This window comes from Paraburkholderia sp. HC6.4b (genome assembly GCF_014200875.1).
Lineage (GTDB): Bacteria > Pseudomonadota > Gammaproteobacteria > Burkholderiales > Burkholderiaceae > Paraburkholderia > Paraburkholderia tuberum.
The window spans coordinates 68,371-94,029 of the sequence record NZ_JACHDC010000016.1 but is presented as its reverse complement, the minus strand read 5'-3'; the positions used below and the strand labels follow the sequence as shown (position 1 = coordinate 94,029).

General features: G+C 64.6%; 25 protein-coding genes. 17 read left to right on the top strand and 8 right to left on the bottom strand.

The genetic code is table 11. The features are described 5' to 3' along the window. Positions 1-45: 45 nt before the first annotated feature. The 6 genes from coxB (at position 46) to HDG34_RS23610 (ending at position 5,526) form a co-directional block, all read left to right on the top strand. Positions 46-1,698, top strand: coding sequence for a cytochrome c oxidase subunit II (coxB, locus tag HDG34_RS23630; RefSeq protein ID WP_184062542.1), 1,653 nt, complete (start codon positions 46-48; stop codon positions 1,696-1,698). 44 nt (positions 1,699-1,742) lie between these two features. Then, on the top strand, positions 1,743-3,356 hold the full coding sequence (gene ctaD, locus HDG34_RS23625; RefSeq protein WP_184062540.1) for a cytochrome c oxidase subunit I: 1,614 nt from the start codon (positions 1,743-1,745) through the stop codon (positions 3,354-3,356). A 109-nt stretch (positions 3,357-3,465) separates the two neighbouring features. Beyond that, complete coding sequence (locus HDG34_RS38660; protein ID WP_018419308.1) at positions 3,466-3,600, top strand: cytochrome oxidase small assembly protein; 135 nt, start codon at positions 3,466-3,468, stop codon at positions 3,598-3,600. Between the two features lie 42 nt (positions 3,601-3,642). Then, positions 3,643-4,281, top strand: a complete 639-nt coding sequence (locus tag HDG34_RS23620; protein WP_184062538.1) for a cytochrome c oxidase assembly protein — start codon at positions 3,643-3,645, stop codon at positions 4,279-4,281. A 50-nt stretch (positions 4,282-4,331) separates the two neighbouring features. Next, a complete protein-coding gene (locus tag HDG34_RS23615; protein ID WP_184062536.1) occupies positions 4,332-4,541 on the top strand; it encodes a DUF2970 domain-containing protein in 210 nt (69 codons plus the stop codon). A gap of 127 nt (positions 4,542-4,668) precedes the next feature. Further along, positions 4,669-5,526, top strand: a complete 858-nt coding sequence (locus tag HDG34_RS23610; RefSeq protein ID WP_184054018.1) for a cytochrome c oxidase subunit 3 — start codon at positions 4,669-4,671, stop codon at positions 5,524-5,526. A gap of 159 nt (positions 5,527-5,685) precedes the next feature. Here HDG34_RS23610 and HDG34_RS23605 read toward each other — a convergent pair whose 3' ends face one another. Continuing rightward, positions 5,686-5,895: a twin transmembrane helix small protein gene (locus HDG34_RS23605; RefSeq protein ID WP_008921867.1), complete on the bottom strand. Its 210-nt coding sequence runs from the start codon at positions 5,893-5,895 to the stop codon at positions 5,686-5,688. A gap of 111 nt (positions 5,896-6,006) precedes the next feature. Between HDG34_RS23605 and HDG34_RS23600 the strand changes: the two genes are divergently transcribed. From HDG34_RS23600 to HDG34_RS23580, 5 genes are read left to right on the top strand one after another with little or no spacing between them, the layout of a single operon-like run. Continuing rightward, a complete protein-coding gene (locus HDG34_RS23600) occupies positions 6,007-6,723 on the top strand; it encodes an SURF1 family protein (RefSeq protein ID WP_184062534.1) in 717 nt (238 codons plus the stop codon). 51 nt (positions 6,724-6,774) lie between these two features. Then, on the top strand, positions 6,775-7,449 hold the full coding sequence (locus HDG34_RS23595) for a cytochrome C oxidase subunit I (RefSeq protein ID WP_184062532.1): 675 nt from the start codon (positions 6,775-6,777) through the stop codon (positions 7,447-7,449). A 22-nt stretch (positions 7,450-7,471) separates the two neighbouring features. Next, a complete protein-coding gene (locus HDG34_RS23590) occupies positions 7,472-8,581 on the top strand; it encodes a heme A synthase (protein ID WP_184062530.1) in 1,110 nt (369 codons plus the stop codon). Positions 8,582-8,586: 5 nt separating this feature from the next. Further along, positions 8,587-9,492 (top strand): heme o synthase, encoded by a 906-nt coding sequence (gene cyoE, locus HDG34_RS23585; protein ID WP_184062528.1) that lies wholly within the window; start codon positions 8,587-8,589, stop codon positions 9,490-9,492. A gap of 4 nt (positions 9,493-9,496) precedes the next feature. Further along, the gene (locus tag HDG34_RS23580) at positions 9,497-10,126 is read left to right on the top strand and encodes an SCO family protein (protein ID WP_184062526.1); all 630 of its coding nucleotides are present in this window, start codon (positions 9,497-9,499) and stop codon (positions 10,124-10,126) included. Positions 10,127-10,201: 75 nt separating this feature from the next. Here the strand turns inward: HDG34_RS23580 and HDG34_RS23575 are convergent, their stop codons facing one another. Next, positions 10,202-10,492: a YciI family protein gene (locus HDG34_RS23575; protein WP_018419317.1), complete on the bottom strand. Its 291-nt coding sequence runs from the start codon at positions 10,490-10,492 to the stop codon at positions 10,202-10,204. Positions 10,493-10,762: 270 nt separating this feature from the next. Here HDG34_RS23575 and HDG34_RS23570 point away from each other — a divergent pair, with 270 nt between their 5' ends. Then, the gene (locus HDG34_RS23570) at positions 10,763-11,575 is read left to right on the top strand and encodes a MetQ/NlpA family ABC transporter substrate-binding protein (protein ID WP_184062524.1); all 813 of its coding nucleotides are present in this window, start codon (positions 10,763-10,765) and stop codon (positions 11,573-11,575) included. Positions 11,576-11,652: 77 nt separating this feature from the next. Here the strand turns inward: HDG34_RS23570 and HDG34_RS23565 are convergent, their stop codons facing one another. Next, on the bottom strand, positions 11,653-12,579 hold the full coding sequence (locus tag HDG34_RS23565; protein WP_184062522.1) for a bifunctional helix-turn-helix transcriptional regulator/GNAT family N-acetyltransferase: 927 nt from the start codon (positions 12,577-12,579) through the stop codon (positions 11,653-11,655). 366 nt (positions 12,580-12,945) lie between these two features. Here HDG34_RS23565 and HDG34_RS23560 point away from each other — a divergent pair, with 366 nt between their 5' ends. From HDG34_RS23560 to nagE, 5 genes are all read left to right on the top strand, one after another. After that, positions 12,946-13,680: a GntR family transcriptional regulator gene (locus HDG34_RS23560; RefSeq protein ID WP_090802906.1), complete on the top strand. Its 735-nt coding sequence runs from the start codon at positions 12,946-12,948 to the stop codon at positions 13,678-13,680. A 74-nt stretch (positions 13,681-13,754) separates the two neighbouring features. Continuing rightward, positions 13,755-14,858 (top strand): N-acetylglucosamine-6-phosphate deacetylase, encoded by a 1,104-nt coding sequence (gene nagA, locus HDG34_RS23555; protein ID WP_090802908.1) that lies wholly within the window; start codon positions 13,755-13,757, stop codon positions 14,856-14,858. Beyond that, entirely contained in the window at positions 14,842-15,858 is a 1,017-nt protein-coding gene (locus HDG34_RS23550; RefSeq protein ID WP_184062520.1) for an SIS domain-containing protein, read from the top strand. Before nagA ends, HDG34_RS23550 begins: the two co-directional genes overlap by 17 nt. Before the next feature lie 38 nt (positions 15,859-15,896). Further along, positions 15,897-18,476 carry a phosphoenolpyruvate--protein phosphotransferase gene (gene ptsP, locus HDG34_RS23545; RefSeq protein ID WP_184062765.1) on the top strand — a complete coding sequence of 860 codons (2,580 nt, stop codon included), beginning with the start codon at positions 15,897-15,899 and terminating at the stop codon, positions 18,474-18,476. A gap of 132 nt (positions 18,477-18,608) precedes the next feature. After that, entirely contained in the window at positions 18,609-20,423 is a 1,815-nt protein-coding gene (nagE, locus tag HDG34_RS23540; RefSeq protein ID WP_184062518.1) for an N-acetylglucosamine-specific PTS transporter subunit IIBC, read from the top strand. A 400-nt stretch (positions 20,424-20,823) separates the two neighbouring features. Here nagE and cydX read toward each other — a convergent pair whose 3' ends face one another. From cydX to rpoH, 5 genes are all read right to left on the bottom strand, one after another. Further along, positions 20,824-20,940, bottom strand: a complete 117-nt coding sequence (cydX, locus tag HDG34_RS23535; protein WP_184062516.1) for a cytochrome bd-I oxidase subunit CydX — start codon at positions 20,938-20,940, stop codon at positions 20,824-20,826. 36 nt (positions 20,941-20,976) lie between these two features. Next, positions 20,977-22,113: a cytochrome d ubiquinol oxidase subunit II gene (gene cydB / locus HDG34_RS23530; protein WP_184062513.1), complete on the bottom strand. Its 1,137-nt coding sequence runs from the start codon at positions 22,111-22,113 to the stop codon at positions 20,977-20,979. 34 nt (positions 22,114-22,147) lie between these two features. After that, positions 22,148-23,740: a cytochrome ubiquinol oxidase subunit I gene (locus HDG34_RS23525; RefSeq protein WP_184062511.1), complete on the bottom strand. Its 1,593-nt coding sequence runs from the start codon at positions 23,738-23,740 to the stop codon at positions 22,148-22,150. Next, positions 23,730-23,990: a cytochrome oxidase putative small subunit CydP gene (gene cydP / locus HDG34_RS23520; RefSeq protein WP_018419327.1), complete on the bottom strand. Its 261-nt coding sequence runs from the start codon at positions 23,988-23,990 to the stop codon at positions 23,730-23,732. The genes HDG34_RS23525 and cydP overlap by 11 nt, the downstream gene beginning before the upstream one ends. 409 nt (positions 23,991-24,399) lie before the next feature. Beyond that, positions 24,400-25,335, bottom strand: coding sequence for an RNA polymerase sigma factor RpoH (gene rpoH / locus HDG34_RS23515; protein ID WP_184062509.1), 936 nt, complete (start codon positions 25,333-25,335; stop codon positions 24,400-24,402). Positions 25,336-25,659 lie beyond the last annotated feature (324 nt).

The following is a 25,659-nucleotide window of genomic DNA, read 5'->3' as shown; positions in this document are numbered from 1 at the left end:
GTTCAAGGGGGCGCGACACGCTGCCAGCGGGGTCGAGGGGTTTGAATGGAAAATTTGGGTAAGGAAGCTATGAAAACAATCAAGCGAGCGCTCATGAGCGTGCTGGCGACGAGCGGACTGCTTTTCGCCGGTGCCGCCCTGGCAGTGGGCGATGCTCCGGGCGGCCCTGCCGTCAACGCGATCAATCTCCAGCCGCCTGCAACGAGAATCGCTGAGGAGCTGTTCAGCCTCCACATGTTCATGCTGGGACTGTGCACCGTGATCTTCATCGGTGTGTTCGGCGTGATGTTCTATTCGATCTTCGCGCACCGCAAATCGAAAGGCCACAACGCAGCCAATTTCCACGAAAGCACCACCGTCGAAATCATCTGGACAATCGTGCCGTTCGTCATCGTCGTGCTGATGGCGCTGCCCGCCACCAAGGCCGTCGTCGCGATGAAGGACACCTCGAACGCCGACCTCACGATCAAGGTCACCGGCTACCAGTGGAAGTGGGGCTACGACTACGTGAAGGGTCCGGGCGAGGGCATCGGCTTCCTGTCCACGCTCGCCACGCCGCGCGCGCAAACCGAGGGCCGTGAGCCGATCTCCACGCTGTATCTGCAGGAAGTCGACAACCCGCTCGTGGTGCCGGTCGACAAGAAAATCCGCATCATCACCACCGCGAACGACGTGGTCCACTCCTGGTACGTGCCGGCCTTCGGCGTCAAGCAGGACGCGATTCCCGGCTTCGTGCGCGACACGTGGTTCAAGGCCAACCGCACCGGTACGTTCCGCGGCTTCTGTACCGAACTGTGCGGCAAGGAACACGCGTTCATGCCGGTCGTCGTCGAGGTGCTGTCTGCCGACGACTACGCGAAGTGGGTCGATGAGGAGAAGAAGAAAATGGCCGCCGGCCAGGACGATCCGAACAAGACCTACACGATGGCCGAGCTGATGGAACGCGGCGGCAAGGTCTACGCGTCGAACTGCGCGGTCTGCCACCAGCCGACCGGCAAGGGCGCGGGCGCATTCCCGGCGCTCGACGGCAGCAAGATCGCCAACGGTCCGATCGGGCAGCACGTGAGTCTCGTGTTGAAGGGCAAGAACGCGATGCCTTCGTGGGCGCCGACGCTGGACGACGTCGAAATCGCCGCGGTGATCACGTACGAACGTAACTCGTGGGGCAACCACACGGGCGACATCCTGCAGCCGAAGCAGGTCGCCGACGCGCGCAACGGCAAGCTGCCGGAAGGCGGCGATCATCTGGCCAACGCCGGTGCTGCCGCGAGCGGCGCCGTTGCGGCATCGGGCGCGCAAGCAGCGTCGGGCGCAGAAGCGGCGTCCGCACCGGCCGCATCGGGCAACGAGGCTGGCGCGGCTGCTTCGAACAGCGCAGAGGCCGCGCTGCCGGCGAGCATCTACTTCGAGACCGGCAAGAGCACGCTGCCGGCCGACGCGAAAGCGGCGGTCGACGCGGCCGCGGCCTACGCGAAGGCGCATCCGGACGCGAAATTCACGCTGTCGGGCTTCACCGACGCAACCGGCTCCGCCGACGTCAACGCGAAGCTCGCGAAGAGTCGTGCCGAAGCCGTTCGCGACGCGCTGAAAGCCGCCGGCATTGCCGACGATCATATTCTTTTGAAGAAGCCGGAAACGATCACCGGCGGCACCGACGCGAAGGAAGCCCGGCGCGTTCAGATCAGCCCGGCAGCCTGACGTGTTCATGGTCAGCACCGCAGAATTCGCTTTAGGAGATTGTCATGTCTAGCATCGGACACGATGTAGTCGCGGGCCACGAGCACGTGCACGGCGACCATGCCCACGAAACGCCGCATGGCTGGCGTCGTTGGCTGTTCGCAACCAACCACAAGGACATCGGTACGCTGTATCTGATCTTCTCGTTCACCATGTTCCTGTCCGGGGGCGTGATGGCGCTGATGATCCGTGCCGAGCTGTTCGAGCCGGGTCTGCAGATCATGCGTCCCGAGTTCTTCAACCAGTTGACCACCATGCACGGGCTGATCATGGTGTTCGGCGCGATCATGCCGGCGTTCGTCGGCTTCGCGAACTGGATGGTGCCGCTGCAAATCGGCGCATCGGACATGGCTTTCGCGCGGATGAACAACTTCAGCTTCTGGCTGCTGCCGGTCGCCGCTGTGCTGCTGGTCGGCTCGTTCTTCGCACCGGGCGGCGCGACCGCCGCGGGCTGGACGCTGTACACGCCGCTCTCCACGCAGATGGGTCCAGGCATGGACTTCGCGATTTTCGCGCTCCACCTGATGGGTGCGTCGTCGATCATGGGCGGTATCAACATCGTCGTGACGATCCTGAACATGCGCGCGCCGGGCCTCACGCTGATGAAGATGCCGATGTTCGTCTGGACCTGGCTGATCACCGCGTACCTGCTGATCGCCGTGATGCCAGTTCTGGCGGGCGCGATCACGATGGTGCTGTTCGACCGTCACTTCGGCACGTCGTTCTTCAATGCGGCAGGCGGCGGCGACCCGGTCATGTACCAGCACATCTTCTGGTTCTTCGGGCACCCCGAGGTGTACATCATGATCTTGCCGGCGTTCGGGATCGTCTCGCAGGTGATCCCGGCGTTCTCGCGCAAGCCGCTGTTCGGCTATAGCTCGATGGTGTACGCAACGGCATCGATCGCGATCCTGTCGTTCATGGTCTGGGCGCACCACATGTTCGTGACCGGCATGCCGGTCACGGGGCAGCTGTTCTTCATGTACGCGACGATGCTGATCGCGGTGCCGACCGGCGTGAAGGTGTTCAACTGGGTCGCGACGATGTGGCGCGGTTCGCTGTCGTTCGAAACGCCGATGCTGTTCGCGGTCGGCTTCCTGATCGTGTTCACGTTCGGTGGCCTGTCGGGTCTGATGCTCGCCATGGCGCCGCTCGACATCCAGTATCACGGCACTTATTTCGTGGTCGCGCACTTCCACTACGTGCTGGTGGCGGGGTCGCTGTTCGCGCTGTTCGCCGGCTGGTACTACTGGTCGCCGAAGTGGACCGGCTGGATGTACAACGAAACGCGCGGCAAGATCCACTTCTGGGCGTCGATGTTCTTCTTCAACCTCGCGTTCCTGCCGATGCACTTCGTCGGTCTCGCTGGCATGCCGCGTCGTTATGCCGACTACCCGGCGCAGTTCACCGACTGGAACCAGGTGATCTCGATCGGCGCGTTCGGCTTTGGTCTGTCACAGGTGTACTTCCTGTTCGCGGTGGCGCTGCCGGCCTACCGTGGCGGTGGTGAGCTCGTCGAGGCGGGCGACAAGCCGTGGGACGGCGCAACGGGCCTCGAGTGGACCGTGCCGAGCCCGGCTCCGTTCCACACGTTCGAGCATCCGCCGACCGTCGAGTAAGCCTATCCCGGCGAGGTGCCGGGTTCCGGCGGCGCGACATGCCGCCACCGGACTCCGGCGCTTCGCGCGGCGGCCTCGCCAGTCAAGAACCGTACTCGGAAAGTCGAGCATGACGCGCAATCCACAGGAAAGACGTACGCCGGAGCAGATTCGCGCGGGCAACAGGCGGATAGGGTTGGTGATGTTCGCGATCGCCGCGGTGTTTTTCGCGAGCGCGATTCTGAAGCAGTGCTGGTTCAGCTAACGCCGCATTCGCAGTCCGTATGCAGGTTTGTTGAGGATTCAGATGTCGACGCAACCGCCGGCCGAGGCCGACCGCTCTTTCAACCGTTCGATGCTGATCAAGCTGTTCGTCGTCGCGTTGATGATGTTCGGTTTCGGTTTCGCGCTGGTGCCGATGTATCGCGCGATCTGCCAGATCACCGGCGTGAACAACCTCGTGCAGCGCGACGTTTCAGCGCGCGAGGCGAAGAATACGCAGGTCGACATGAGCCGCACGATTTCGATCGAATTCGATGCGAACGCGCGGGGCCTGTTGGGTTTCAAGCCGGAGCAGCGCAGTCTCGACGTGCATCCGGGCGAAATAACGACGGTCATGTACGACGTCAGCAACGAGCAGTCGCGCACGATCCGTGCGCAGGCCATTCCGAGCTACGCGCCGAAGCAGGCGACCGAGTACTTCAGGAAGATCGAGTGTTTCTGCTTCACGCAGCAGACGTTGAACGCGAACGAGACGAAGCGGATGCCGGTGGTGTTCGTCGTCGACCCGAAGTTGCCGAAGGACGTGAAGACGATCACGCTGTCGTACACGTTTTTCGAGTTGAACACGCCGGCGGCGGCTAGCGCGGATGATGCGGCGCCGAAGGCGAATGCAGTGAACGATGCAGTGACCAGCGCGGCAGCCACTCCCGCGAAGCCGGCCTGAAGCAGATTTGACGGCGCGAGCCGCGGACGAACGAAGGAAAACGAAGCGAGATGAACGATAACGGCGGCAGTCCGCGCAAGAGCAGTTTCGGTCAATCGATGCGCGCGGTGTTCTGGTCGTTTTTCGGCGTGCGCAAGCGCCGCGATCTCGAGGCGGACGCGACGCAACTGAACCCGCTGCATGTGATCGTGGCGGCGCTGATCGGCGCGGCGGTTCTGATCGGGGTGCTGATTCTGGTCGTGCACCTCGTGGTCGGTTGAGGCAGTAGCAGGGCACAGCACAGCAGAGAAGAGCCCACGAATTAGAGAGAAGCGGTGCGGTATCGACGCGCCGCCGAAGATACAGCCGGAGATTCCGGAACAACTGGACTGAAGTGGAGAATCAAGAATGAGCGGTCAAAACGAGAGCCCGTACTATTTCGTACCGCATCCGTCGCGGCATCCGATCAGCGCCGCTACGGGGTTGCTGGTCATGCTCGGATCGCTTGCGGCCTGGATCAACGACCATACCTGGGCGCCGCTTGGCGTGCTCATCGGTCTGCTGTGGCTGCTCTTTACGCTGTGGCATTGGTTCGGCGACGCGATCGCCGAGTCGGAAGGCGGCATGTACGGCAAGAACGTCGACCGGTCGTACCGCTGGAGCATGAGCTGGTTCATATTCTCCGAAGTGATGTTCTTCGGCGCATTCTTCGGCGCGCTGTTCTATGCCCGCGAAATCGCGCTGCATCAACTCGGCAGCCTCGACTACAAACTGATCTGGCCGGATTTCACGGCGGTGTGGCCGAACAACGGCCCGGCCGAACTCGTGGGCACCTACAAGTCGATGCAGCCGTGGCCGGTGCCGACCATCAACACGGCGCTGCTGCTGTCGTCGGGTGCGACGCTGACGGTGTCGCACCACGCGCTGCGCGACAACCATCGCAAGAAGGCGATTGCGTGGCTCGCGGCGACAATCGTGCTGGGCGTGAGCTTCCTGTTCCTGCAGGGCTTCGAATACTTCCACGCGTACAACGAGCTGAACCTGACGCTGGCTTCGGGCATCTACGGTTCGACGTTCTTCCTGCTGACCGGCTTCCACGGCTTTCACGTGTTCCTCGGCGGCACGATGCTCTCCGTTGTGCTGGTGCGCCTGATTCGCGGCCACTTCACGCCGGAACATCACTTCGCGTTCGAAGGCGCGGCCTGGTACTGGCACTTCGTCGACGTCGTGTGGCTCGGGCTGTACGTCGTCGTGTACTGGCTGTAATGCGGCCAGATCCGTGCGCGCAACGCCGTTCAGGCGGCGCGCACGAGCAGTATGCAAGGCTGAATGCAGCGCCGCCCTCGACCTCTCAGGGCGGCGTTTTGTTTGGCGGCGAGAAAAATTTGCCGCTGAAGGGATGCGGCGGCGACCTATCCGCGAGCGTCAGCGCCCGTACGGAATCCCAGTCGACTGAATCCAGCCCATCCAGTGTGCGAACAGGATGAACAGGAACAGCGAGATCGACAGGCCCACCCGCGTGGCGAGTGACCAGACCATCCGCTTGGTCTTGCCTTTGTCGTGCATCATGAAATACAGCGCCGACACCATGCTGGCGATGATGAGAGCAAAGGCGATGGGAACGATAATGTGCATGGAACCAACTGAAACCGGAAAGCGCAGTGGCAAGACATTCATTATCGCACCGCGAACGGGCGTCTGCCGCAGGTTCCCGGCGGCCCTGAGCGCGATGCCGGAGCGCCAGCAATGAAGTTTCGCCTGATTCCCGCGCTGCTGATCCTGCTGGTCGTCGTCGTGACGATGCGGCTCGGTTTCTGGCAGCGCGATCGCGCGCATCAGAAGGAAGCGCTCGAGGCGCGCATCACGCAGTTCGAGAACGCGCCCGCGTTGCCGGTCAGCGCGGCGCCGCTCGCGCTGAAGGACGTCGAGTTTCATCGCGTGAAAGCGCGCGGCACTTTCGTCACGAACAAGGTCGTGTACCTCGATAATCGTCCGTATAACGATCAGCCGGGCTTTTACGTCGTGATGCCTTTTAAACTCGCCGACGGCGGTTACGTGCTCGTCAATCGCGGCTGGCTGCCGCGCAACCTGAGCAATCGCGAGACCATCGCGCCGTACACGACGCCGCCGGGCGAGGTCGAGATCGAAGGGATTGCGCGTGCCGACGCGTCGCGCGCGTTCGAGCTCGGCGAGGGCGGATCGGCCGCGCATCGCCTGATCCGGCAGAATCTCGATGTCGGCTCGTACGCCGCGGAGACCGGGCTGCCGCTGCAATCGTTCGTGATCCAGCAGACCGGCGATGCCGGCGACGGCCTGGTGCGCGACTGGCCCGCACCGACCACCGGCGTCGAGCGCAACTACGGCTACATGCTGCAGTGGTGGGGCATGGCCGCCGCCGCGCTCGCCTTCGGTCTGTATGCGGCGCGCCGCGCGGGCAAAAAAGAGCACGCGCCGGGCGCGTGAGGAACGCAAGGCACGGCTCGCCGCCGTCCAAACATTGAAAGAGGTTCTGTAGTGTCGACTCAAACTCCCCGTTCGCCGGAAGCTGGCAAATCCAGCGGCAAACCCGCCGCGGCCAAAGCGATGCCCGGCCAACCGAACGGCCCGGGCTCGTGGCGGCGCGGCCGCTGGGTGCTGCTGCTGCTCGCGGTGATCTGCGCGGCGCCGATCGCGATCTCGTACTTCATGTACTTCGTCGTGAAGCCGACCGGCGGCAGCACGAACTACGGCGCGCTGATCGAGCCGCAACGGCCGATCCCGGACTCGCTCATGGTCACCGGCGCGGACGGCAAGCCGCTGAAGCTCGCCTCGCTGCATGGCCGCTGGCTCATGATCTCGGTGGACAACAGCGCGTGCGACCAAGCCTGCGTGACGAAGCTCTACTTCATGCGACAAATCCGCGCAGCTCAGGGCCCGGAACGCGATCGCGTCATGGAAGTGTGGCTGCGCACCGATGCAGACAAGGTCGCGGACGTGATACAAACCGCCTACCCCAACACCGACATGCTGATCGCCGATCCGGCGCAGCTCGCCGCGTGGCTGCCCGCCGACACCGGCACGCGGATCACCGACCACATCTATCTGGTCGATCCGAACGGCAATCTGATGATGCGTTTTCCGAAAGACGCGAACCCGAGCAAGATCAAAGGCGACCTGACCAAGCTGCTCAAATGGTCGACCATCGGCTGACGCCGCAACCTGGGTAAATGAGATGTTCGTATTGCAACTGGGCCTGATCGGCTTGTGTATCGCGTTGCTGCCGTTGTCCTACGTGTGGGTCAAGGCCGACGACAACAAATTCCGCAAGCTGGTCTGGCTCACCACCTTCCTGACGCTCGATCTCGTGATGTTCGGCGGCTTCACGCGCCTCACCGATTCGGGCCTCGGCTGCCCGGATTGGCCCGGCTGCTACGGCACGTCGTCGCCGTTCATCGCGCACGCGGCGATCTCCGCGGCCTATCAGGCGATGCCGAGCGGCCCCGTCAGCATGACGAAGGCGTGGATCGAAATGATCCATCGCTACTTCGCGATGGCGATCGGCGTGCTGATCATCGCGCAGACGATCATTGCCTGGACGGCGCGTATCAAGCGTCGTCCGCTGCATGTGTCGCCGTGGTGGCCGACTTCGCTGCTGCTGCTGATCGTCGTGCAGGGCGTGTTCGGCGCGTGGACCGTGACCATGAGGCTGCAGCCGATCATCGTGACCACGCATCTGCTGCTCGGCCTGGCGCTGCTCGGCACGCTCGGCTGGCTCGCGGCGCGCTTGACGCCGCTGCCGGCCTACGAGCCCGAGGCCGCGCGCTGGCGCGTGGCCGCGCTCGCGGGTCTCGCGCTGCTGGTACTGCAAATCGCGCTCGGTGGCTGGGTCAGCACGAACTACGCGGTGCTCGCGTGCACCGACTTCCCGACCTGCAACGGCCAATGGATTCCGCCGATGGACTTCGCGCACGGCTTCCACCTGTGGCGCGCGCTCGGCATGACCGGCGACGGAGACATGATCACGCAGGATGCGCTGGTCGCGATTCACTGGACGCATCGCACGTTCGCGTTCGCTGTGATCGCCTATCTGGTGTGGTTCGCGTTGAAGATGCGCCGCTTCGAGTCACTGCGGCGACCCGCCAACGGCGTGCTGCTGGTGGTGCTGATCCAGTTCGTCACCGGCTTGTCGAACATCGTGCTGCAATGGCCGTTACCGATTGCGGTCGCCCATAACGGCGGGGCCGCGATCCTGCTGCTGCTGCTCGTTATGTTAAACTTTCGGGTCGCTTATAGCCGTCCCGGCCGCGCCGCGCTCCCTGCGCGCGAAGCCGCGCCAGCGTGACTCACATGGACAGCACAACACTCTCCCAAACGCCCGGCAGCCGGGTCTCCCAATATCTCGCACTGACCAAGCCGCGTGTTACGCAGCTTGCGGTGTTCTGCGCGGTCATCGGCATGTTCCTGTCCACGCCGGGCATGGTGCCATGGACCGTACTGATCGGCGGCACGGTCGGCATCTGGCTGCTGGCCGGCGCCGCGTTCGCGATCAACTGCCTCGTCGAGCAGCAGATCGACGCCAAAATGCGCCGCACGTCGTGGCGTCCGTCCGCGCGCGGCGAAATCACCACCCCGCAGATCCTGCTGTTCTCGGCCGTGCTCGGCGGCCTCGGCATGTGGACGCTGTACACGTTCGCCAATGCGCTGACCATGTGGCTCACGCTCGCCACGTTCGTCGGTTATGCGGTTATCTATACGCTGCTGCTGAAGCCAGCCACGCCGCAGAACATCGTGATCGGCGGCGCGTCGGGCGCGATGCCGCCCGCGCTCGGCTGGGCCGCGGTAACGGGCCACGTGCCCGCTGACGCGTGGATCCTCGTGCTGATCATCTTCGTGTGGACCCCGCCGCATTTCTGGGCGCTCGCGCTGTATCGCCGCAAGGACTACGAAAACGCCGGCCTGCCGATGCTGCCGAACACGCACGGCGAAAAGTACACGCGCCTGCATATCCTTCTCTACACGATCATCCTGTTCGCGGTCACGCTGATGCCGTTCATCTCCGGCATGAGCGGCGCCGTGTATCTCGCGTCGGCGGTGCTGCTCGGCGCCGTGTTTCTCGCTTATGCGTGGAAGATCTACCGGGAGTATTCGGACGAGCTCGCGCGCAAAACCTTCCGTTATTCGATCGTCTATCTGTCGCTGCTGTTCGCCGCGCTGCTGATCGACCACTACGCGCGCGTCGTGATAGGCGCGTAACACCATGCTCAACAATCGCTTTGCGCGCATTGCGCGCGCCGCTGTGATGGCTTGCGCGCTCGGCGCGACGCTGGGCGGCACACTGCTGATGACGGGTTGCGGCAAGCAGCCGCCGGCTTTTACGAATCTCGACATCACCGGCAATACGCAATTCGCCAGCGATTTCTCGTTGCCCGACACGTCCGGCAAGATCCGCACGCTTGCCGACTACAAAGGCAAGGTCGTCGTGCTGTTCTTCGGCTATACGCATTGCCCGGACGTCTGCCCGACGACGATGGCCGAGCTGTCACAGGCGTTACAGCAACTCGGTCCGGAGGACGCGAAGCGCGTGCAGGTGCTGTTCGTCACCGTCGACCCCGAGCGCGATACGCCGCAGTTGCTCGCGCAATACGTGCCGGCGTTCAATCCGAGCTTCGTGGGCTTGCGTCCCGCCAGCGAAGAGCAGCTCGCGAAGGTCGCGAAAGACTTCCGCGTGTACTACGCGAAGGTCCCGGGCAAGACACCCGACAGCTACACGATGGACCACACGGCCGCGAGCTATGTGTTCGACACGGACGGCAAGCTGCGTCTGTTCGCGCGCGATGGCCAAGGCGCGACACCATGGGTCCATGACATCAAGCTGCTGCTTGATTGACGCGCATCGCAGGCGGCTTTTTAAAGCGGCGCCGCTCACGCCTCCCCGCATCCCTCCCCTCTTCGCAACTCGCGCTCAGACCGGAATCGGCAAATTCAGCCCCGGCGCGAGACGCGTCGTCTTGAACTCCGTCACCTCGTAGCGCGCGAGCTGTTGCAGGGCGAACGGATCGCTCGCGAGAATGCGATCCAGCCTGTCGCGCTCGATACGAACCGCGAGGATGATGCCGCCGTCGCGCGGCACTTTCGGCCCGGCCGCGACGAAGATGCCCGCGTCGAACTGCTCCGCGAGAAACGCGCGATGCGCGTCGAGCGCGTCGTCGATACGATCGAGCGGGGCGGTGTAGATCAGGTTGATCACGTACATGGTCGTTCTCAGGGGCGGGTGAGTGGGCCGTGCGCGGCTACGGCTCTGGATTATCGGTCAGCCGCGGGTTTTGCGTTGCGCTAGCCATTGCGCTTGCGCTCCGCATAACCATATGCGGTAAGGGTATTTCCCAACTTGCCGCCCATATGAAACAATTTTGGGCTTGGCCGACGGCGCGCCAGCACGAACCGGAGCGCCGCCCATTTCATCCGACTCCGACATCGATCGGAGCCATCGACTCAAACGTCGAACCGCAACAGCGAGAATCACATGCAGCGCAGAAATATCCTCAAAGCCCTCACCGCAGTCGTCGCCGGTGCGGCGATCCTGACCAGCTTCGGCGCGCACGCCGACGACAAGGTCATCAAGGTCGGCACGATCGGCGGCCCGGACGCGCAGATCTGGGAAGTCGTCACCAAGGTCGCGAAGCGCGAAGGCCTGAACGTGAAGGTCGTCGAGTTCAACGACTACATCCAGCCGAACGCCGCGCTCGACGCGGGCGACCTCGACGCCAACAGCTTCCAGCACCAGCCGTACCTCGATAGCCAGATCAAGCAGCGCGGCTACAAGCTCGTCAACGCGGGCCTCACGTACATCTCGCCGCTCGGCGCGTACTCGAAGAAGCTGAAGTCGTTGAAGGACCTGCCGCAGGGCGCGAAGGTCGCGGTGCCGAACGATCCGTCGAACGAAAATCGCGCGCTGCTGTTGCTGCAGGCGCAAGGGCTGATCAAGCTGAAGGACGGCGCGGCCACGGGCGGCAACAACGCGACGCCGCTCGATGTCGTCGACAATCCGAAGAAGATCAGGTTCGTCGAGCTCGACGCCGCGCAACTGCCGCGTTCGCTCGCCGACGTCGACGCAGCCGTCATCAATACGAACTTCGCGCTGGCCGCCGCCCTGCAGCCAACCAAGGACGCGATCGCGCTCGAAGACATCCACAGCCCGTACGCGAACCTGATCGCCGTGCGCGCGAAGGACAAGGATCAGCCATGGGTGAAGAAGCTGGTCGCGGCGTATCAGTCGGAAGACGTGCGCCAGTTCATCAAGACGCAGTTCAAGGGTTCGACGGTGCCGTCGTTCTAAGCGACGCGTTCAGCGCGATCGCAAGCGCAGCCGCATGGCATCAGGAAAGGCACGCGCCGTACAGGCGCGTGCTTTTTTTATAGTTCCAGCTCCCATCTTTCGATCGTCAGATCCTGGCCGAAGCGGCGCTGCGCGGCGCTGCCGGCCAACTCGAACCCAGCGCGCTCGCAAAGCCGCCGTGGCTCCGCCAATGCGCTCGCGGTGGTCAGCGTGAGCTTCGTGTAGCCCGCGCGCCGCGCGAAGCGCACGCATTCGCTGAGCAACTGCGTGCCGATGCCGAGCTTCCGCACGTCCGGTTCGACCCACAGCAGGCGCACGCCCGCGACCGTCGTCGAGACCCCGACGAGGCAAACCGAGCCGACCACCAGACCCTCCTGTTCGGCGATCCAGCACTTCTCGCGCAGCGGATCGTTGCGCTGCGCGTACTCGGCGACGACGCGCGCGAGCAAGCCCTCGAACGTGTGATCCCAGCCGTACTGCGCGGCGAACCACTGCGCCTGACGATGCACGAGCCAGCCACATTCGCCGGCGCGCGGCTGACGCAGCACCACGAGCTCGTGCTTCGGCTTGTCGCCGAGCAGGCGCTCGATCAGCTTCATCGCGGCGATCAACTGCTCCTGCGATAGCGCGCTGAGTCTGTCGAGCAGGCCGAGTGCTTCATGGATGGCGGCGGCGTCGAGCGGCGCGTAGATCGCGTGGCCGTGCTCGGTGAGCGCGATCAGCGACTGGCGTGCGTCGGTGTCGGATGGACGGCGCGTGATCAGCTCGCGTCGCTCGAAACTGGTCAGCAGGCGGCTCAGATAGCCGCTATCGAGCCCGAGCGCGCGCCCGAGCACCGACGCGGTCTGCGCGCGGGCGCGCGATAGCTCGTGCAGCACGCGCACTTCCGTCAGCGAGAACTCGCTTCGAGCCAGATGCTCGTGCAGGGCACCGATGCATTGGGTATAGAAGCGATTGAAATGGCGGACGGCCTGAGCGCGCCGCAGCGCCTCGGAATCTGTCAAGGGCGGCTCCCCGGGACTTTTTATGGTCGGTACAGCGCACTATATCGGCACGACCCTTATTTACAAAGCCACTCCACCGCCGCGAGACACCAACTGGTATTAAATAGGTATTGATTATTTGGGCTGTTGATACCACCAGGAGCCGATAACGACTCGCTGGTATCGTCAAATGCGTGCGATGCGGGAAAGTCCCTGGTCTGCAAATCCCTCCGACGGAGCCGTTGAATACCGCTGTGATCCGCACTCAGCAAGGCTTTCCGGCGATCCGGACCGGCATGGAACCAGTCCGTTGACTGGTATTATGTTGGTTATATAATGGGCTCTCAATTTTCCGGGCTGTACTGCTCGCGGCGTCCTTGGAGCCCCATGGAAACTCGCTGGTCCGCATTGATGCCTGACGTGCGCAACGTCACGCCGCTCTACCTGCAGCTCGCGCGCAACCTGGCGACGGCGATCCATTGCGGCGTCTGGTCGGCCGGCGAGGCGCTGCCTTCCGAGCGTACGCTGTCCGACGCGATCGGCGTGTCGCGCGTCACCGCGCGCAAGGCGATCGAACTGCTGGTCGAGCAGGGGCTGATCCGGCGCTCGCGCGGCGCGGGCAGCTTCATCACGCCGCGCGTCGAAGATCCGCTGTCGCGTCTCACCGGCTTCACGAAGAAGATGCAGCAGCGCGGTTTCCGGCCCGATTCGGTCTGGCTCGAACGCGACGTGCGCGCCGCCAATCGCGACGAGCTGCTGCGCCTCGGCTTGTCACCCGGCGCGGCCGTCACGAGCCTGCGGCGGCTGCGGCGCGCGGACGGCATCGTGATGGCGGTCGAACATTCGGCGCTGCCGGTCGCGATCGTGCCTGATCCGCTCGTGATCGGCGACTCGCTGTACAGCTATCTCGAGCAGCGCGGCGCGGCGGTCGTGCGCGCGTTGCAGCACTTCCGCGCAGTCAACGCGTCGAGCGAAATCGCCGCGCTGATGGACATCGAACCGCGCACCGCGCTGCTGGTCATCACCCGGATCGGCTACTGCGCGGATCAACGCGCAATCGAGCTGACCGACACCTATTGCCGCGACGACTACTACGACTTCGTCGCTGAATTGCGCACCTGAGCTGCGCGGCCCTCGCAGGCCGCAAGTCCGGCGGACGCCATTTGCCGCATACGTATCACGCACCAGAGAGACTCATGCTGACCGGAAACATACTTACCACCGAAGGGTGGATCCACGGCACGCTCGAATACGAAAACGGCCGCATCACGACGCTGTCCGGCGAGCGCGTCGATCCGACGACGAACGACGCACCGTACATCCTGCCCGGCTTCATCGATCTGCACGTGCATGGCGGTGGCGGCGCCGACGTGATGGAAGCTGGCGACGCGATCGAAACGATCACCCGCACGCATGCGCGCTACGGCACCACGAGCCTGCTCGCAACGACCATGACCGCGCCGCGCGACGAGCTGATGAACGTCGTCGCCGGGCTCGGCAATGTCACGCGGGTGCGCACGCCGGGCTGCGCGCGCGTGCTCGGCGTGCATCTGGAAGGGCCGTACATCAACCCCGGCAAGCTCGGCGCGCAGCCCGACGCGGCGGTATCGGCGGTGTTGGACGAGGTGCTCAGGTATCTGTCGATCGCGCCGATCCGCGTCGTCACGCTGGCGCCCGAGATCGCCGGCCACATGGAGATCATCTCGGAGATGGCGGCGCGCGGCGTACGCGTGCAGCTCGGCCATTCGCTCGGCACCTACGACGACGCGGTCGCCGCGCTCAAGCACGGCGCGTGCGGCTTCACGCATCTGTTCAACGCGATGTCGCCGCTGCATCACCGCAACCCTGGCCTCGTGGGCGCTGCGCTTGCGCACGCCGAATACGCCGAAATCATTCCCGACCTGCTGCACGTGCATCCGGGGGCGATCCGCACCGCGCTGCGCGCGATTCCGCGCCTCTATGTGGTGACGGACAGCACGTCGGCCACCGGCATGCCCGACGGCGAATACCGCCTCGGCAGCCAGCACGTAACCAAGTGCCTCGGCGGCGTACGTCTGGCCGACGGCACGCTCGCGGGCAGCACGCTGACGATGGATCAGGCGCTGCGCAATCTCGTCTCGATCGGCCTGCCGATCGCCGATGTATCCCACCGTTTGTCACGCTACGCCGCCGACTATCTCGGCATCGAGGACCGCGGCCGCATCGCGCGCGGTGCGTGGGCCGACGTGGTCGTATTCGACCGCGAGCTGGCGCTGAGCGCGACCTACGTCGAAGGAGAAGCCATTGTCGAATATGCTTAAGGAAGCGCTCGAGTCCGCCGCAACAGTAGCCGAGCAGCTCAAGGACACCTCGCGCGTCGCGGCGCTCGCCGCGAAGCTCGCGCAACAGCCGCGCCATGTCGCGCTGACCGTCGCGCGCGGCAGCTCGGACCATGCCGCCAGCTACTTTGCATCCCTGACGATGAGCCGCCTCGGCGTGCCGGTCGCGTCGCTGCCGATGTCGGTCGCGACGCTGCAGCAGGCGCCGCTGCAGGTGCGCGACCAGCTTGCGCTCGCGTTTTCGCAATCGGGCAAGAGCCCCGACCTCGTCGGCACGATGAACGCGTTGCGCGCGGCCGGCGCATTGACGGTCGCCGCCGTGAACGCACCGAGCTCGCCGCTCGCCGACGCGTGCGAATGGCATCTGCCGCTCGTAGCCGGTCCCGAGCTGAGCGTCGCGGCGACCAAGAGCTATATCGCCATGCTGTCGATCTCCGCGCAGCTGGTTGCGCATTGGCAGAACGACGCCGCGTTGCTCGATGGACTGAATACGCTGCCCGACGCGCTGGAACGCGCGGGCCGGCTCGACTGGTCGATGGCCGTGAACGAGTTGCGCGGTATCGAACGGATGATCGTGATTGGCCGCGGTCTTGGCCTCGCGATCGCGCAGGAAGCCGCGCTGAAGCTGAAGGAAACTTCCGGCATCCAGGCCGAAGCGTTTTCGAGCGCGGAAGTGCGTCATGGTCCGATGGAGCTGATCGACCGCGACTATCCGCTGCTCGTGTTCGCGCCGCGTGGCCCGGAGCAGGCGGGTCTGCTGCAACTCGCGCACGACATGAGCGCGCGCGGCGCGCGCGTGCTGCTCGCGGCGCCCGATGACGTCACGCAAGCCTCGCTGCCGCTCGTCGCCACCGCACACGCAGCGCTCGATCCGATCGCCGCCATCCTGTCCTTTTACGTGATGGCCGCGGATCTTGCCGCCGCGCGCGGGCGCAATCCCGACGCGCCTCGCCATCTCAACAAAGTCACCGAAACTCACTGACGAGAATGACGATGCGACGTGTCGAGAAGTCCAACCTGATGAGCCATTCCGAGAATCACATTGTTTTGCTTGCACCGCTGACCGGCCCGGTCGTGCCGCTCGCGAAGGTGCCGGACCCGGTGTTTTCGGGCGGCATGTTCGGCGACGGCATCGGCGTCGATCCGCTCGAGGGTCGGCTCGTCGCGCCATGCGACGGCGTCGTCACGCATCTCGCGCGCACCGGCCACGCGGTAACGCTCGAGAGCGCCGAGGGCGCGCAGATTCTGCTGCATATCGGTATCGACACTGTCGGACTGAATGGCAAGGGTTTTGCGCCGATGGTCGAGCAGGGCGCGCAGGTGCGCGCCGGTGACGTGCTGATCGAGTTCGATCTGGATCAGATCGCGCTGAATGCGCCGAGCCTCGTCTCGGTGATCGCGATTGCGAATTCGGATGCGTTCGAGGTCATCGAGCGGGCGCCGAACGGGCATGTCAAGGCCGGCGAAACGCCGCTGCTGGTACTGCGCGCGCGCGAGGGCGTCAGCCACGACGCGGTGCGCGAGGCGAGCGCCGCGCAGGTGATGGACGAAGCGCGCCGGCAGATCACGCTGACGCATGCGGGCGGCCTGCATGCGCGGCCCGCGGCGCGGGCGCGCGAAGCGGCGCGCCGCTTCGACGCACGGGTCGAGGTGCGCTACGACGGGCGCAAGGCGCCGATCGAAAGCGTGGTGGGTCTGCTTGGACTCGGTGCCGGCGAAGGCGCAAGCGTCGAGTTGCTCGGCGTCGGTCCGCACGCGCAGGCGGCGGTCGATGCAATCGCTGACGAACTGATGCGCGAAGCGCACGGCGAGGTCGAACCGAAGCGCGAACAGAAAGCGGCGCGGCCAGCGGCCGCACCGGCGGCAGTCGTTGCGGCGCCCGCCGCGGGCGAGCCGCTCGCGCCGAACACGCTCGCGGGCGTGTGCGCCGCGCCGGGCATCGCGCTCGGCAAGCTGGTGCGCTGGGACGACGCGGATCTCGAGCCGCCGGAGCAGGCGAGCGGCACGTCGGCGGCGGAAAGCCGTCTGCTCGACAAGGCGATCGCGACCGTCGACGCCGATCTCGACACGATCGTGCGCGATGCGTCGCAACGCGGCTCGGTCGGCGAGGCGGGGATTTTCGCGGTGCATCGCGTGCTGCTCGAAGATCCGACACTGCTCGACGCCGCGCGCGATCTGATCAGCCTCGGCAAGAGTGCCGGTTTTGCGTGGCGCGAAGCGATCCGCGCGCAAGTAGGCATCCTGAGTAATGTGGAGGACGCACTGCTCGCCGAGCGGGCCGCCGATCTGCGCGACATCGAAAAGCGCGTGCAGCGCGCGCTCGGCTACACGAGCAGCGCGGCTCGCACCCTGCCGGACGAGGCGGTGCTCGCGGCCGACGAATTCACGCCGTCGGATCTGTCGTCGCTCGATCGCACGCGCGTGACCGCGCTCGTGATGGCACGCGGCGGCGCGACCTCGCACGCGGCGATTCTCGCGCGTCAGGCGGGCATTCCGGCGCTGGTCGCGCTCGGCGACGCGTTGCATGCGATACCCGAGGGCACTCAGGTGGTGGTGAACGCGAGCACCGGCCGGCTCGAATTCGCGCCGACCGAACTCGACGTCGAACGCGCGCGACGCGAACGCGCCCGCCTCGCCGACGTGCGCGAAGCGGATCGCCGCACGTCGCAGCAGGCAGCGGCGACCTCCGACGGCCGCGCGATCGAAGTGGCCGCCAACATCGCCACACTCGACGACGCGAACGCCGCGGTCGACAACGGCGCGGACGCGGTCGGCCTGCTGCGCACCGAGCTGCTGTTCATCCACCGCCCGGCCGCGCCGAGCGCGGACGAGCATCGCCACAGCTATCAGGCGATCGTCGATGCGTTGCGCGGCCGCACCGCGATCATCCGCACGCTCGACGTCGGCGCGGACAAGGAAGTCGATTATCTGACGCTGCCGCCCGAGGCGAACCCCGCGCTCGGCCTGCGCGGCGTGCGCCTCGCGCAGGTGCGCCCCGATCTGCTCGACGACCAGCTGCGTGGCCTGCTCGCGGTGCGTCCGGTCGGCGCCGTGCGCATCCTGCTGCCGATGGTCACCGATGCGGGCGAACTGATCCGCATCCGCAAGCGTATCGACGAACTTGCACGCGAAGCGGGTAGATCGGAGCCGGTCGAAGTTGGCGTGATGATCGAAGTGCCGTCGGCTGCATTGCTCGCCGATCAGCTCGCGCAGCACGCCGATTTCCTGTCGATCGGCACCAACGACCTGACCCAATACACGCTCGCGATGGACCGCTGCCAGCCCGATCTCGCGGCGCAGGCGGACGGCCTGCATCCGGCGGTGCTGCGCCTGATCGCGGCGACCGTCGAAGGTGCCGCGAAGCACGGCAAATGGGTTGGCGTGTGCGGCGCGCTCGCCGGCGACCCGCTCGCGATGCCGCTGCTGGTGGGCCTCGGTGTGACCGAGCTGTCGGTCGATCCGGTCTCCGTGCCAGGCATCAAGGCACGCGTGCGCACGCTCGACTATCAGCTGTGTCGCCAGCGCGCCCGCGATGCGCTAGCGCTCGACTCGGCGCAGGCGGTCAGAGCCGCAAGCCGCGCCACGTGGCCCCTCGATTGAAACACTAACGAATTTGAGAACCCGCACGCCGTGCGCCCGGCAGCACGTCTGCCTTCACGCGCGGCGCGATTCTCCGTATAGCTGCACCACTCAACCAAGACCTACCCCTACGAGACAAAATTGGAGATACCGATGGATGGAAATCCGTTTCTGAAGATTCAGCGCCTGGGACGCGCGCTGATGCTGCCGATCGCGGTGCTACCGGTGGCCGGCCTGTTGCTGCGGCTCGGCCAGCCCGACGTGTTCAACATCAAGATGATCGCCGATGCGGGCGGCGCGATCTTCGACAACCTGCCGCTCCTGTTCGCGATCGGCGTGGCGGTCGGCTTCGCGAAAGACAACAACGGCGTCGCGGGTCTGGCTGGCGCGATCGGCTATCTGGTGCAGATCGCGGTGATGAAGGACATCAACGACAAGCTCAACATGGGCGTGCTGTCGGGGATCATCGCGGGCATCGTCGCGGGGCTGCTGTACAACCGCTACAAGGACATCAAGCTGCCCGACTACCTGGCGTTCTTCGGTGGAAAACGCTTCGTGCCGATCGTGACAGGGGTGGTCTGCGTGGTGCTAGGCATCGTATTCGGGCATGTGTGGGAGCCGGTGCAGAACGCGATCGACGTGGCCGGCCACTGGCTCACGACGGCCGGCGCGCTCGGCGCCTTCGTGTTCGGCGTGCTGAACCGGCTGCTGCTCGTCACGGGCCTGCATCACATCCTCAACTCGCTGACGTGGTTCGTATTCGGCACCTTCACGCCGGCGGGCGGTGCGCCCGTCACGGGCGACCTGCACCGCTTCTTCGCTGGCGATCCGACCGCGGGCACCTTCATGACCGGCTTCTTCCCGGTGATGATGTTCGGCCTGCCGGCCGCATGTCTCGCGATGTATCACGAGGCGCCGAAAGAGCGTCGCGCGATGGTGTTCGGCCTGCTGTTCTCGATGGCGCTCACGTCGTTCCTGACCGGTGTGACCGAGCCGATCGAGTTCAGCTTCATGTTCCTCGCGCCGGTGCTGTATGCGATCCACGCGCTTCTGACGGGTCTGTCGCTCGCGATCTGCTCGGCACTCGGGATTCACCTCGGCTTCACGTTCTCGGCGGGCTTCATCGACTACGTGCTGAACTTCGGTCTGTCGACGAAGGGCTGGTGGGCGATTCCGCTCGGCATCGTGTACTCGGTCGTGTACTACGGTCTGTTCCGCTTCTTCATCCGTAAGTTCAACATGGCGACGCCGGGCCGTGAGCCCGCCGCTGCCGACGAGCAGGTCGAGTCGTTCGCGGCGGGCGGTTTCGTCGCGCCGGCGGCTGGTGCGGCCGTGCCGCGTGCACAGCGCTATATCGCGGCGCTCGGTGGCGCGGCGAATCTGTCGGTCGTGGATGCGTGCACGACGCGTCTGCGTCTGTCTGTGGTCGATACGGGGAAGGTCTCGGAAAGCGAACTGAAGTCGATCGGTGCGCGCGGTGTGCTCAAGCGCGGCACGAACAACGTGCAGGTGATCATCGGACCGGAGGCGGACATCATCGCCGATGAGATGCGTACGGCGATCGCGCAGGGTCAGGGCGACGCGGTGAAGGCGGCGGGTGCTGCTGTATCGGCGCCGGCTGCTGCCGCGGCGGCTACCGCTGCCGCGCCGGTCGCGCGAAACGCTGGGCACGCCGATGACGCGCAAGGCGGTCCGCTCGATCCCGATCCGCTGCGCTGGCTCGCCGTGCTCGGCGGCGCGGGCAACGTGGTGTCGCTCGATGCGGTCGCGTCGACGCGTCTGCGGGTAGTCGTGCGCGATCCGTCGGCGGTCGATCGTCAGCGCCTCGCGACGCTCGATACCGCGTGGGTGTCGACCGACACGTTCCATATCGTCGTCGGCGAGGCCGCGCAGCGCTATGCGCAGAAGCTGGCCGAGCGCCTGTCGTCGCAAGGCGGCGGCGCGGGCGCGGCGCCGGTGCCGGCGTGATCGGTTGATGGCTGTCGAGCGCTGTTGAGTTGCACGGCGATCGCAGCACGCCAATAAAAAAGCGGCACCTGGTCCCAAGGTGCCGCTTTCGCGTTTACGACCAGAGCGTGGCGCCTAGGGTCTGTTTACATATGGAACGCACGTGCGAATGCCCGCTATCGGCCGCAGGGCAAGGAGTAAGGAGCGCTGCGTGGCCGCGCCACGTGAGCGACGCACGACGCCGCCATGCGGCCGATAGCGGGCATTCCCCTGGAATGAAATTCAGGCAATGGGGTTGCCGCGAGAAGGGCCGCTCGCTGCGTCATGCTCCTTGCGAATACGTCGAGTATTCGCGGCGTCGCAGTCCTTGCGAGCGGCCCTTCTCGCGGCAACGCACGTGCGTTCCATATGTAAACAGACCCTAGCGAGTCCCTCGCTTTGCCGAGCGCGCCACCTCGCGCGATTCGAGCCACATCACATTGACGACACCGAACGCCAGAGCGACGCCAACGCCGAGAATCCAGCTGAAATACCACATCGCCAACTCCTGTTTGCTGTTGAAGCGTCGTGCCGGTCAATACATCGAATGGTGGTTTTCCTTGATCGCCGCGGCGGTCACCTTGCCGCGCATCACGCGATACACCCAGCCCGTATAGAGCAGGATGATCGGCAGGAACACGATGACGGCGAACAGCATGATCTCGAGCGTCAGGCGGCTCGACGTGGAATCCCACATGGTCAGGCTGCTGCGGCCGTCGAGTGACGATGGCATGATGAACGGGAACATCGAGAAGCCCGCGGTCAAGATCAAGCCGACGATCATCAACGACGTCGACAGAAACGCCGTCGCCTCGAAGCGCGAACGCGCGAGCAGCACCGCGAGCACCCCGCCGAGGAGACCCGCGAGCGGCGCAATCGCCATCCACGGGTAGAGCGCGTAGTTGTTCAGCCACAAACCCGGCGCGCCGATCACGGTCTTCATCAACGGATTGGAGACGGCGTCGAGCGGCGGCGCGTCGACGATCTGATAGCCGCCGATCATCGTCGCGACGAACGCACCCGCGACGAGAAACAGCACCACCGTGCACAGCGCCGCGAGCCGCAGCGCCTTCGACGCGCGCTCGTGAACCACCCCATCGGTCTTCCACTTGACGAACGCGGCGCCGTGCGCGGCCAGCATCGACACGCTGACGAGTCCCGTCAGCAGCGCGAACGGATTGAGCAGGCCGAAGAAGCTGCCGTGATAGGTGACGCGCAGATCGGTATCGAACGAGAACGGCACGCCTTGCAGCAGATTGCCGAACGCGACACCGAACACCAGCGCCGGCACGAAGCCGCCGATAAAGAGGCCCCAGTCCCACGCGTTGCGCCAGCGCGGATCCTCGCGCTTGCCGCGATAGTCGAAGCCGACCGGGCGGAAGAACAGCGCGAACAGCACGAGCAGCATCGCGAAGTAGAAGCCTGAGAAGGATGCCGCGTAGGCGAGCGGCCACGCGGCGAACATCGCCGCGGCCGCGGTCACGAACCAGACCTGGTTGCCTTCCCACGTCGCGCCGACCGTGTTCACGACGATGCGTCGCTCGGAGTCAGTGTTGGCGATGAACGGCAGCAGGATCGCTGCGCCCATGTCGAAGCCGTCGGTGAGCGCGAAGACGATCAGCAGTACACCTATCAACACCCACCAGATCAGTCTGAGAGCTGCGTAGTCCATATGGGTTCCTCCTCCGGGGCGGTGCAGCGGTGCGTCATGCGGCCGTGTTCGACAGTGGCTGCGTCACCGGCTGTCCGATCTCGTGGTGATAGCGGCCCGTATGCAGCGACGAAGGGCCGAGCCGCGCGTACTTGAACATCAGCATGATCTCGATGACGAACAGCCCCGTGTAGAACAGCACGAAGCCGCCGATGCTCAGATACAGATCGCGCGGCGTCAGCGTCGACGCGGCCAGGTTGGTCGGCAGAATGCCCGCGATGCTCCACGGCTGGCGGCCCATTTCCGCGACGATCCAGCCGAGCTCGGCGGCGAGCCACGGCAGCGGAATCGCGATGACCGCCCAGCGCAGAAACCAGCGACGCTTTTCGAGCAGCAACGTGCGCTGCGCGCAGAACCAGAAGGCGAGCACGAAGGTGGCGAGGAACAGCAGGCCAAGGCCGACCATCGTGCGGAACGAGAAGAACAGTGGCAACACCGGCGGAACCGTGCTTCGTGCCGCCGCGGCGATCTGGTCTGGCGTCGCGTCGATGACGTTCGGCGTGAACCGCTTGAGCAGCAGGGCGTAGCCGAGATCGTCCTTGTACTTGTCGAACTCCGCATGCGCCTCGTCGCTGGAGTCGCCGCCCTTTAACCGCTGCAACGCCGAATAGGCGAGCATGCCGTCCTTGATGCGACCTTCGTTTTGGGCGATCAGGTCGCGCAGGCCGACCACGGGTTCGTCGAGCGAGCGGGTCGCGATAATGCCGAGCGCGTACGGCACACGGATCGCATAGTCGGTGCGTTGCTCTTTCTGATTGGGGATGCCAAATATCGTGAACGGTGCCGGCGCGGGCGCGGTCTCCCATTCGGATTCGATCGCGGCGAGCTTGATCTGCTGGACTTCACCGGTGCGATAGCCGGATTCGTCGCCCAGCACGATCACGCACAGCGCCGACGCGAGGCCGAAGCCGGCGGCGATCGCGAACGAGCGCAGCGCGAACTCGGTGTCGCGGCGCTTCAACAGATACCACGACGACACGCCGAGTACGAACATCGCCGCGGTCACGTATCCAGCTGATACCGTGTGCACGAACTTGACCTGTGCAACCGGGTTGAAGATCACCGAGCCGATGCTGTCGAGCTCCATGCGCATCGTCTGATAGTTGAACTTCGCGCCGACCGGATTGTTCATCCAGCCGTTGGCAATCAGAATCCACAGCGCCGACAGGTTCGAACCGAGCGCGACACAGAACGTGACGATCAGATGCTGGATTTTTGACAATCTGTTCCAGCCGAAAAAGAACAGACCGACGAACGTCGATTCGAGGAAGAACGCCATCAGCCCTTCGAAGGCGAGCGGCACGCCGAAAATGTCGCCGACGTAATGCGAGTAATAAGCCCAGTTGGTGCCGAACTGAAACTCGAGCGTGAGGCCGGTCGCGACGCCCATTGCAAAGTTGATGCCGAATAGCTTGCCCCAGAACTGCGTCATGTCCTTGTAGATCTGCTTGCCGGTCATCACGTAGACCGATTCCATGATGACGAGCAACCAGGCGAGACCGAGCGTGAGCGGCACGAACAGAAAGTGATAAAGCGCCGTGATGGCGAACTGGAACCGCGACAGTTCTACGACTTCGCTAACGGGCATGTTGATCACCTCGAGACGGATGCGGGGCGGGCACCGACAGCAGCGCCTGCGCGACCTGCTCAGGCGGCAGCATCATGTGCTGCGCCTGTGGATGATTGAAGAATGTGTACTTGAGCGCCATCAGTAGGACGAACTTGATGGCGAGGATGATGGCGATATCGCGCGCCAGCGTTGGACCGCGCACCCACCTGGTGAACCGGCCGCGCAAGCGCGACCGGACAGTGCTGCTGCGATTCAGGGCTATGGTCATGATCGGTCGAAGACGACTTCACGCCGGTGAGTCCGGCTGGATCCAGACCGCCCTGGCCGTCAGGCAGTCTGGCGAATGCATGCCGATTGTAGGAGGTGAACCTCGCGCGCTCAGGTTTAGCCATGCGGCAACACGTCGCGAAACTTGCCGCGTCTGTGCAGTATTGCTACCGGACTTGCGATACGTCAAGAAACGCTTACCGGCCTCGACAGGCCGGCTTGCGGATAGGCCGTCGCGAATGCGCGGCCGCGGGGACGCAAGAAAGGGCGAAAAGAATGAAAAAGCCCCGCCGTCTTGCGAGGGCGGGACTTGAGCGCGATGGTCGCTAAATGGCGCGATCGATTAACGCGTGTCGTTTTTACCTATGTCATGGGCGGGACACAATTGACGCGCGCATGGCTTCGACGCTTTACGCGTATTCGGTCAGCGCGCCGCGCATCTTCTTCATCGCGCTGGCTTCGATCTGGCGGATACGTTCGGCCGACACACCGAACTCGTCGGCCAGCTCGTGCAACGTGGAGCCGCCCGAGCCATCGTCGGCCACCTTCAGCCAGCGCGCTTCGATGATGCGGCGGCTGCGCGGATCGAGCGCGTCGAGCGCGCTTGCGATGCCGTCGCTTTGCAGCCGGTCGCGCTGACGCGAAGCCAGCACGGCAGTCGGCTCACTATGCGAGTCGGCCAGATAGGCGATTGGCGCGTACGACTCCTCGCCGTCTTCGACCTGACCTTCGAGCGCGATATCGCCGCCCGACAGACGCGTCTCCATCTCCGCGACCTCTTCGCGCTTCACGTTCAGCTCCGTCGCGAGACCTTCGATCTCGTCCGGCGTGAACGCGCCAAGCCCCTGCTTGTGGCTGCGCAGGTTGAAGAACAGCTTACGCTGCGCCTTGGTGGTGGCGACCTTCACCATGCGCCAGTTGCGCAGGATGTACTCGTGGATCTCGGCCTTGATCCAGTGCATCGCGTACGACACGAGGCGCACGTTTTGCTCGGGATCGAAGCGCTTGACCGCTTTCATCAGGCCGATGTTGCCTTCCTGGATCAGATCGGCGTGCGGCAACCCGTAACCGAGGTAGTTACGCGCGATGGACACGACGAGTCGCAGGTGCGACAGCACCAGGCGGCGCGCAGCCTCCAGATTGTCGTGTTCGCGCAATTCGGTGGCGAACTGGCGTTCCTCCGCCGGCGTCAGCATCGGAATCCGGTTGACCGCCTGGATGTAGGCGTCGATGTTGCCGAGGTGACCAGACAGCAGCGAGGAATGCGAGAGCGCCAGTGCACCTGCCGGAGCGGCCTTAGCCGACGACGGGCTCAAAGTACTCGGAAGGGTCATTGCATGGCTCACGTGTGAAGCTCCTTTGGAATCAGACAATAGCGTACTCAGTAAACGACTCCAGCGATGGATGTTAGCACTCGGATCTACCGAGTGCTAATACTTAGAGGTCGCAGGGGCATCCGAGTTCCCGAAAATCCTATTGAGTTTTGACTTCTGATAGCCATCATACGCTCTATTTGCCTTGCGCGTTGGACCTGTACAAAGTACTGCCAGGAGCGCTTGCAGGCTCATGTTTGACTGATATCGTCCCGTTTTAAGAGAATAATTGCTGTTCGTGGGGCATTATCTGGGAAATACTTGCTCTTGAATTCGTGCTTGGAATAAAGGGGGCGC

Coding starts and splice junctions, on each gene's coding strand:
- HDG34_RS38660 (WP_018419308.1), top strand. CDS start 3,466: ATGACGCGCAATCCACAGGAAAGACGTACGCCGGAGCAGATTCGCGCG.
- HDG34_RS23615 (WP_184062536.1), top strand. CDS start 4,332: ATGAACGATAACGGCGGCAGTCCGCGCAAGAGCAGTTTCGGTCAATCG.
- coxB (WP_184062542.1), top strand. CDS start 46: ATGGAAAATTTGGGTAAGGAAGCTATGAAAACAATCAAGCGAGCGCTC.
- HDG34_RS23575 (WP_018419317.1), bottom strand. CDS start 10,492: ATGTACGTGATCAACCTGATCTACACCGCCCCGCTCGATCGTATCGAC.
- HDG34_RS23560 (WP_090802906.1), top strand. CDS start 12,946: ATGGAAACTCGCTGGTCCGCATTGATGCCTGACGTGCGCAACGTCACG.
- nagE (WP_184062518.1), top strand. CDS start 18,609: ATGGATGGAAATCCGTTTCTGAAGATTCAGCGCCTGGGACGCGCGCTG.
- cydX (WP_184062516.1), bottom strand. CDS start 20,940: ATGTGGTATTTCAGCTGGATTCTCGGCGTTGGCGTCGCTCTGGCGTTC.
- HDG34_RS23580 (WP_184062526.1), top strand. CDS start 9,497: ATGCTCAACAATCGCTTTGCGCGCATTGCGCGCGCCGCTGTGATGGCT.
- ptsP (WP_184062765.1), top strand. CDS start 15,897: ATGAGCCATTCCGAGAATCACATTGTTTTGCTTGCACCGCTGACCGGC.
- HDG34_RS23570 (WP_184062524.1), top strand. CDS start 10,763: ATGCAGCGCAGAAATATCCTCAAAGCCCTCACCGCAGTCGTCGCCGGT.
- HDG34_RS23605 (WP_008921867.1), bottom strand. CDS start 5,895: ATGCACATTATCGTTCCCATCGCCTTTGCTCTCATCATCGCCAGCATG.
- nagA (WP_090802908.1), top strand. CDS start 13,755: ATGCTGACCGGAAACATACTTACCACCGAAGGGTGGATCCACGGCACG.
- HDG34_RS23620 (WP_184062538.1), top strand. CDS start 3,643: ATGTCGACGCAACCGCCGGCCGAGGCCGACCGCTCTTTCAACCGTTCG.
- ctaD (WP_184062540.1), top strand. CDS start 1,743: ATGTCTAGCATCGGACACGATGTAGTCGCGGGCCACGAGCACGTGCAC.
- HDG34_RS23525 (WP_184062511.1), bottom strand. CDS start 23,740: ATGCCCGTTAGCGAAGTCGTAGAACTGTCGCGGTTCCAGTTCGCCATC.
- cydP (WP_018419327.1), bottom strand. CDS start 23,990: ATGACCATAGCCCTGAATCGCAGCAGCACTGTCCGGTCGCGCTTGCGC.
- cydB (WP_184062513.1), bottom strand. CDS start 22,113: ATGGACTACGCAGCTCTCAGACTGATCTGGTGGGTGTTGATAGGTGTA.
- HDG34_RS23590 (WP_184062530.1), top strand. CDS start 7,472: ATGTTCGTATTGCAACTGGGCCTGATCGGCTTGTGTATCGCGTTGCTG.
- cyoE (WP_184062528.1), top strand. CDS start 8,587: ATGGACAGCACAACACTCTCCCAAACGCCCGGCAGCCGGGTCTCCCAA.
- HDG34_RS23600 (WP_184062534.1), top strand. CDS start 6,007: ATGAAGTTTCGCCTGATTCCCGCGCTGCTGATCCTGCTGGTCGTCGTC.
- HDG34_RS23610 (WP_184054018.1), top strand. CDS start 4,669: ATGAGCGGTCAAAACGAGAGCCCGTACTATTTCGTACCGCATCCGTCG.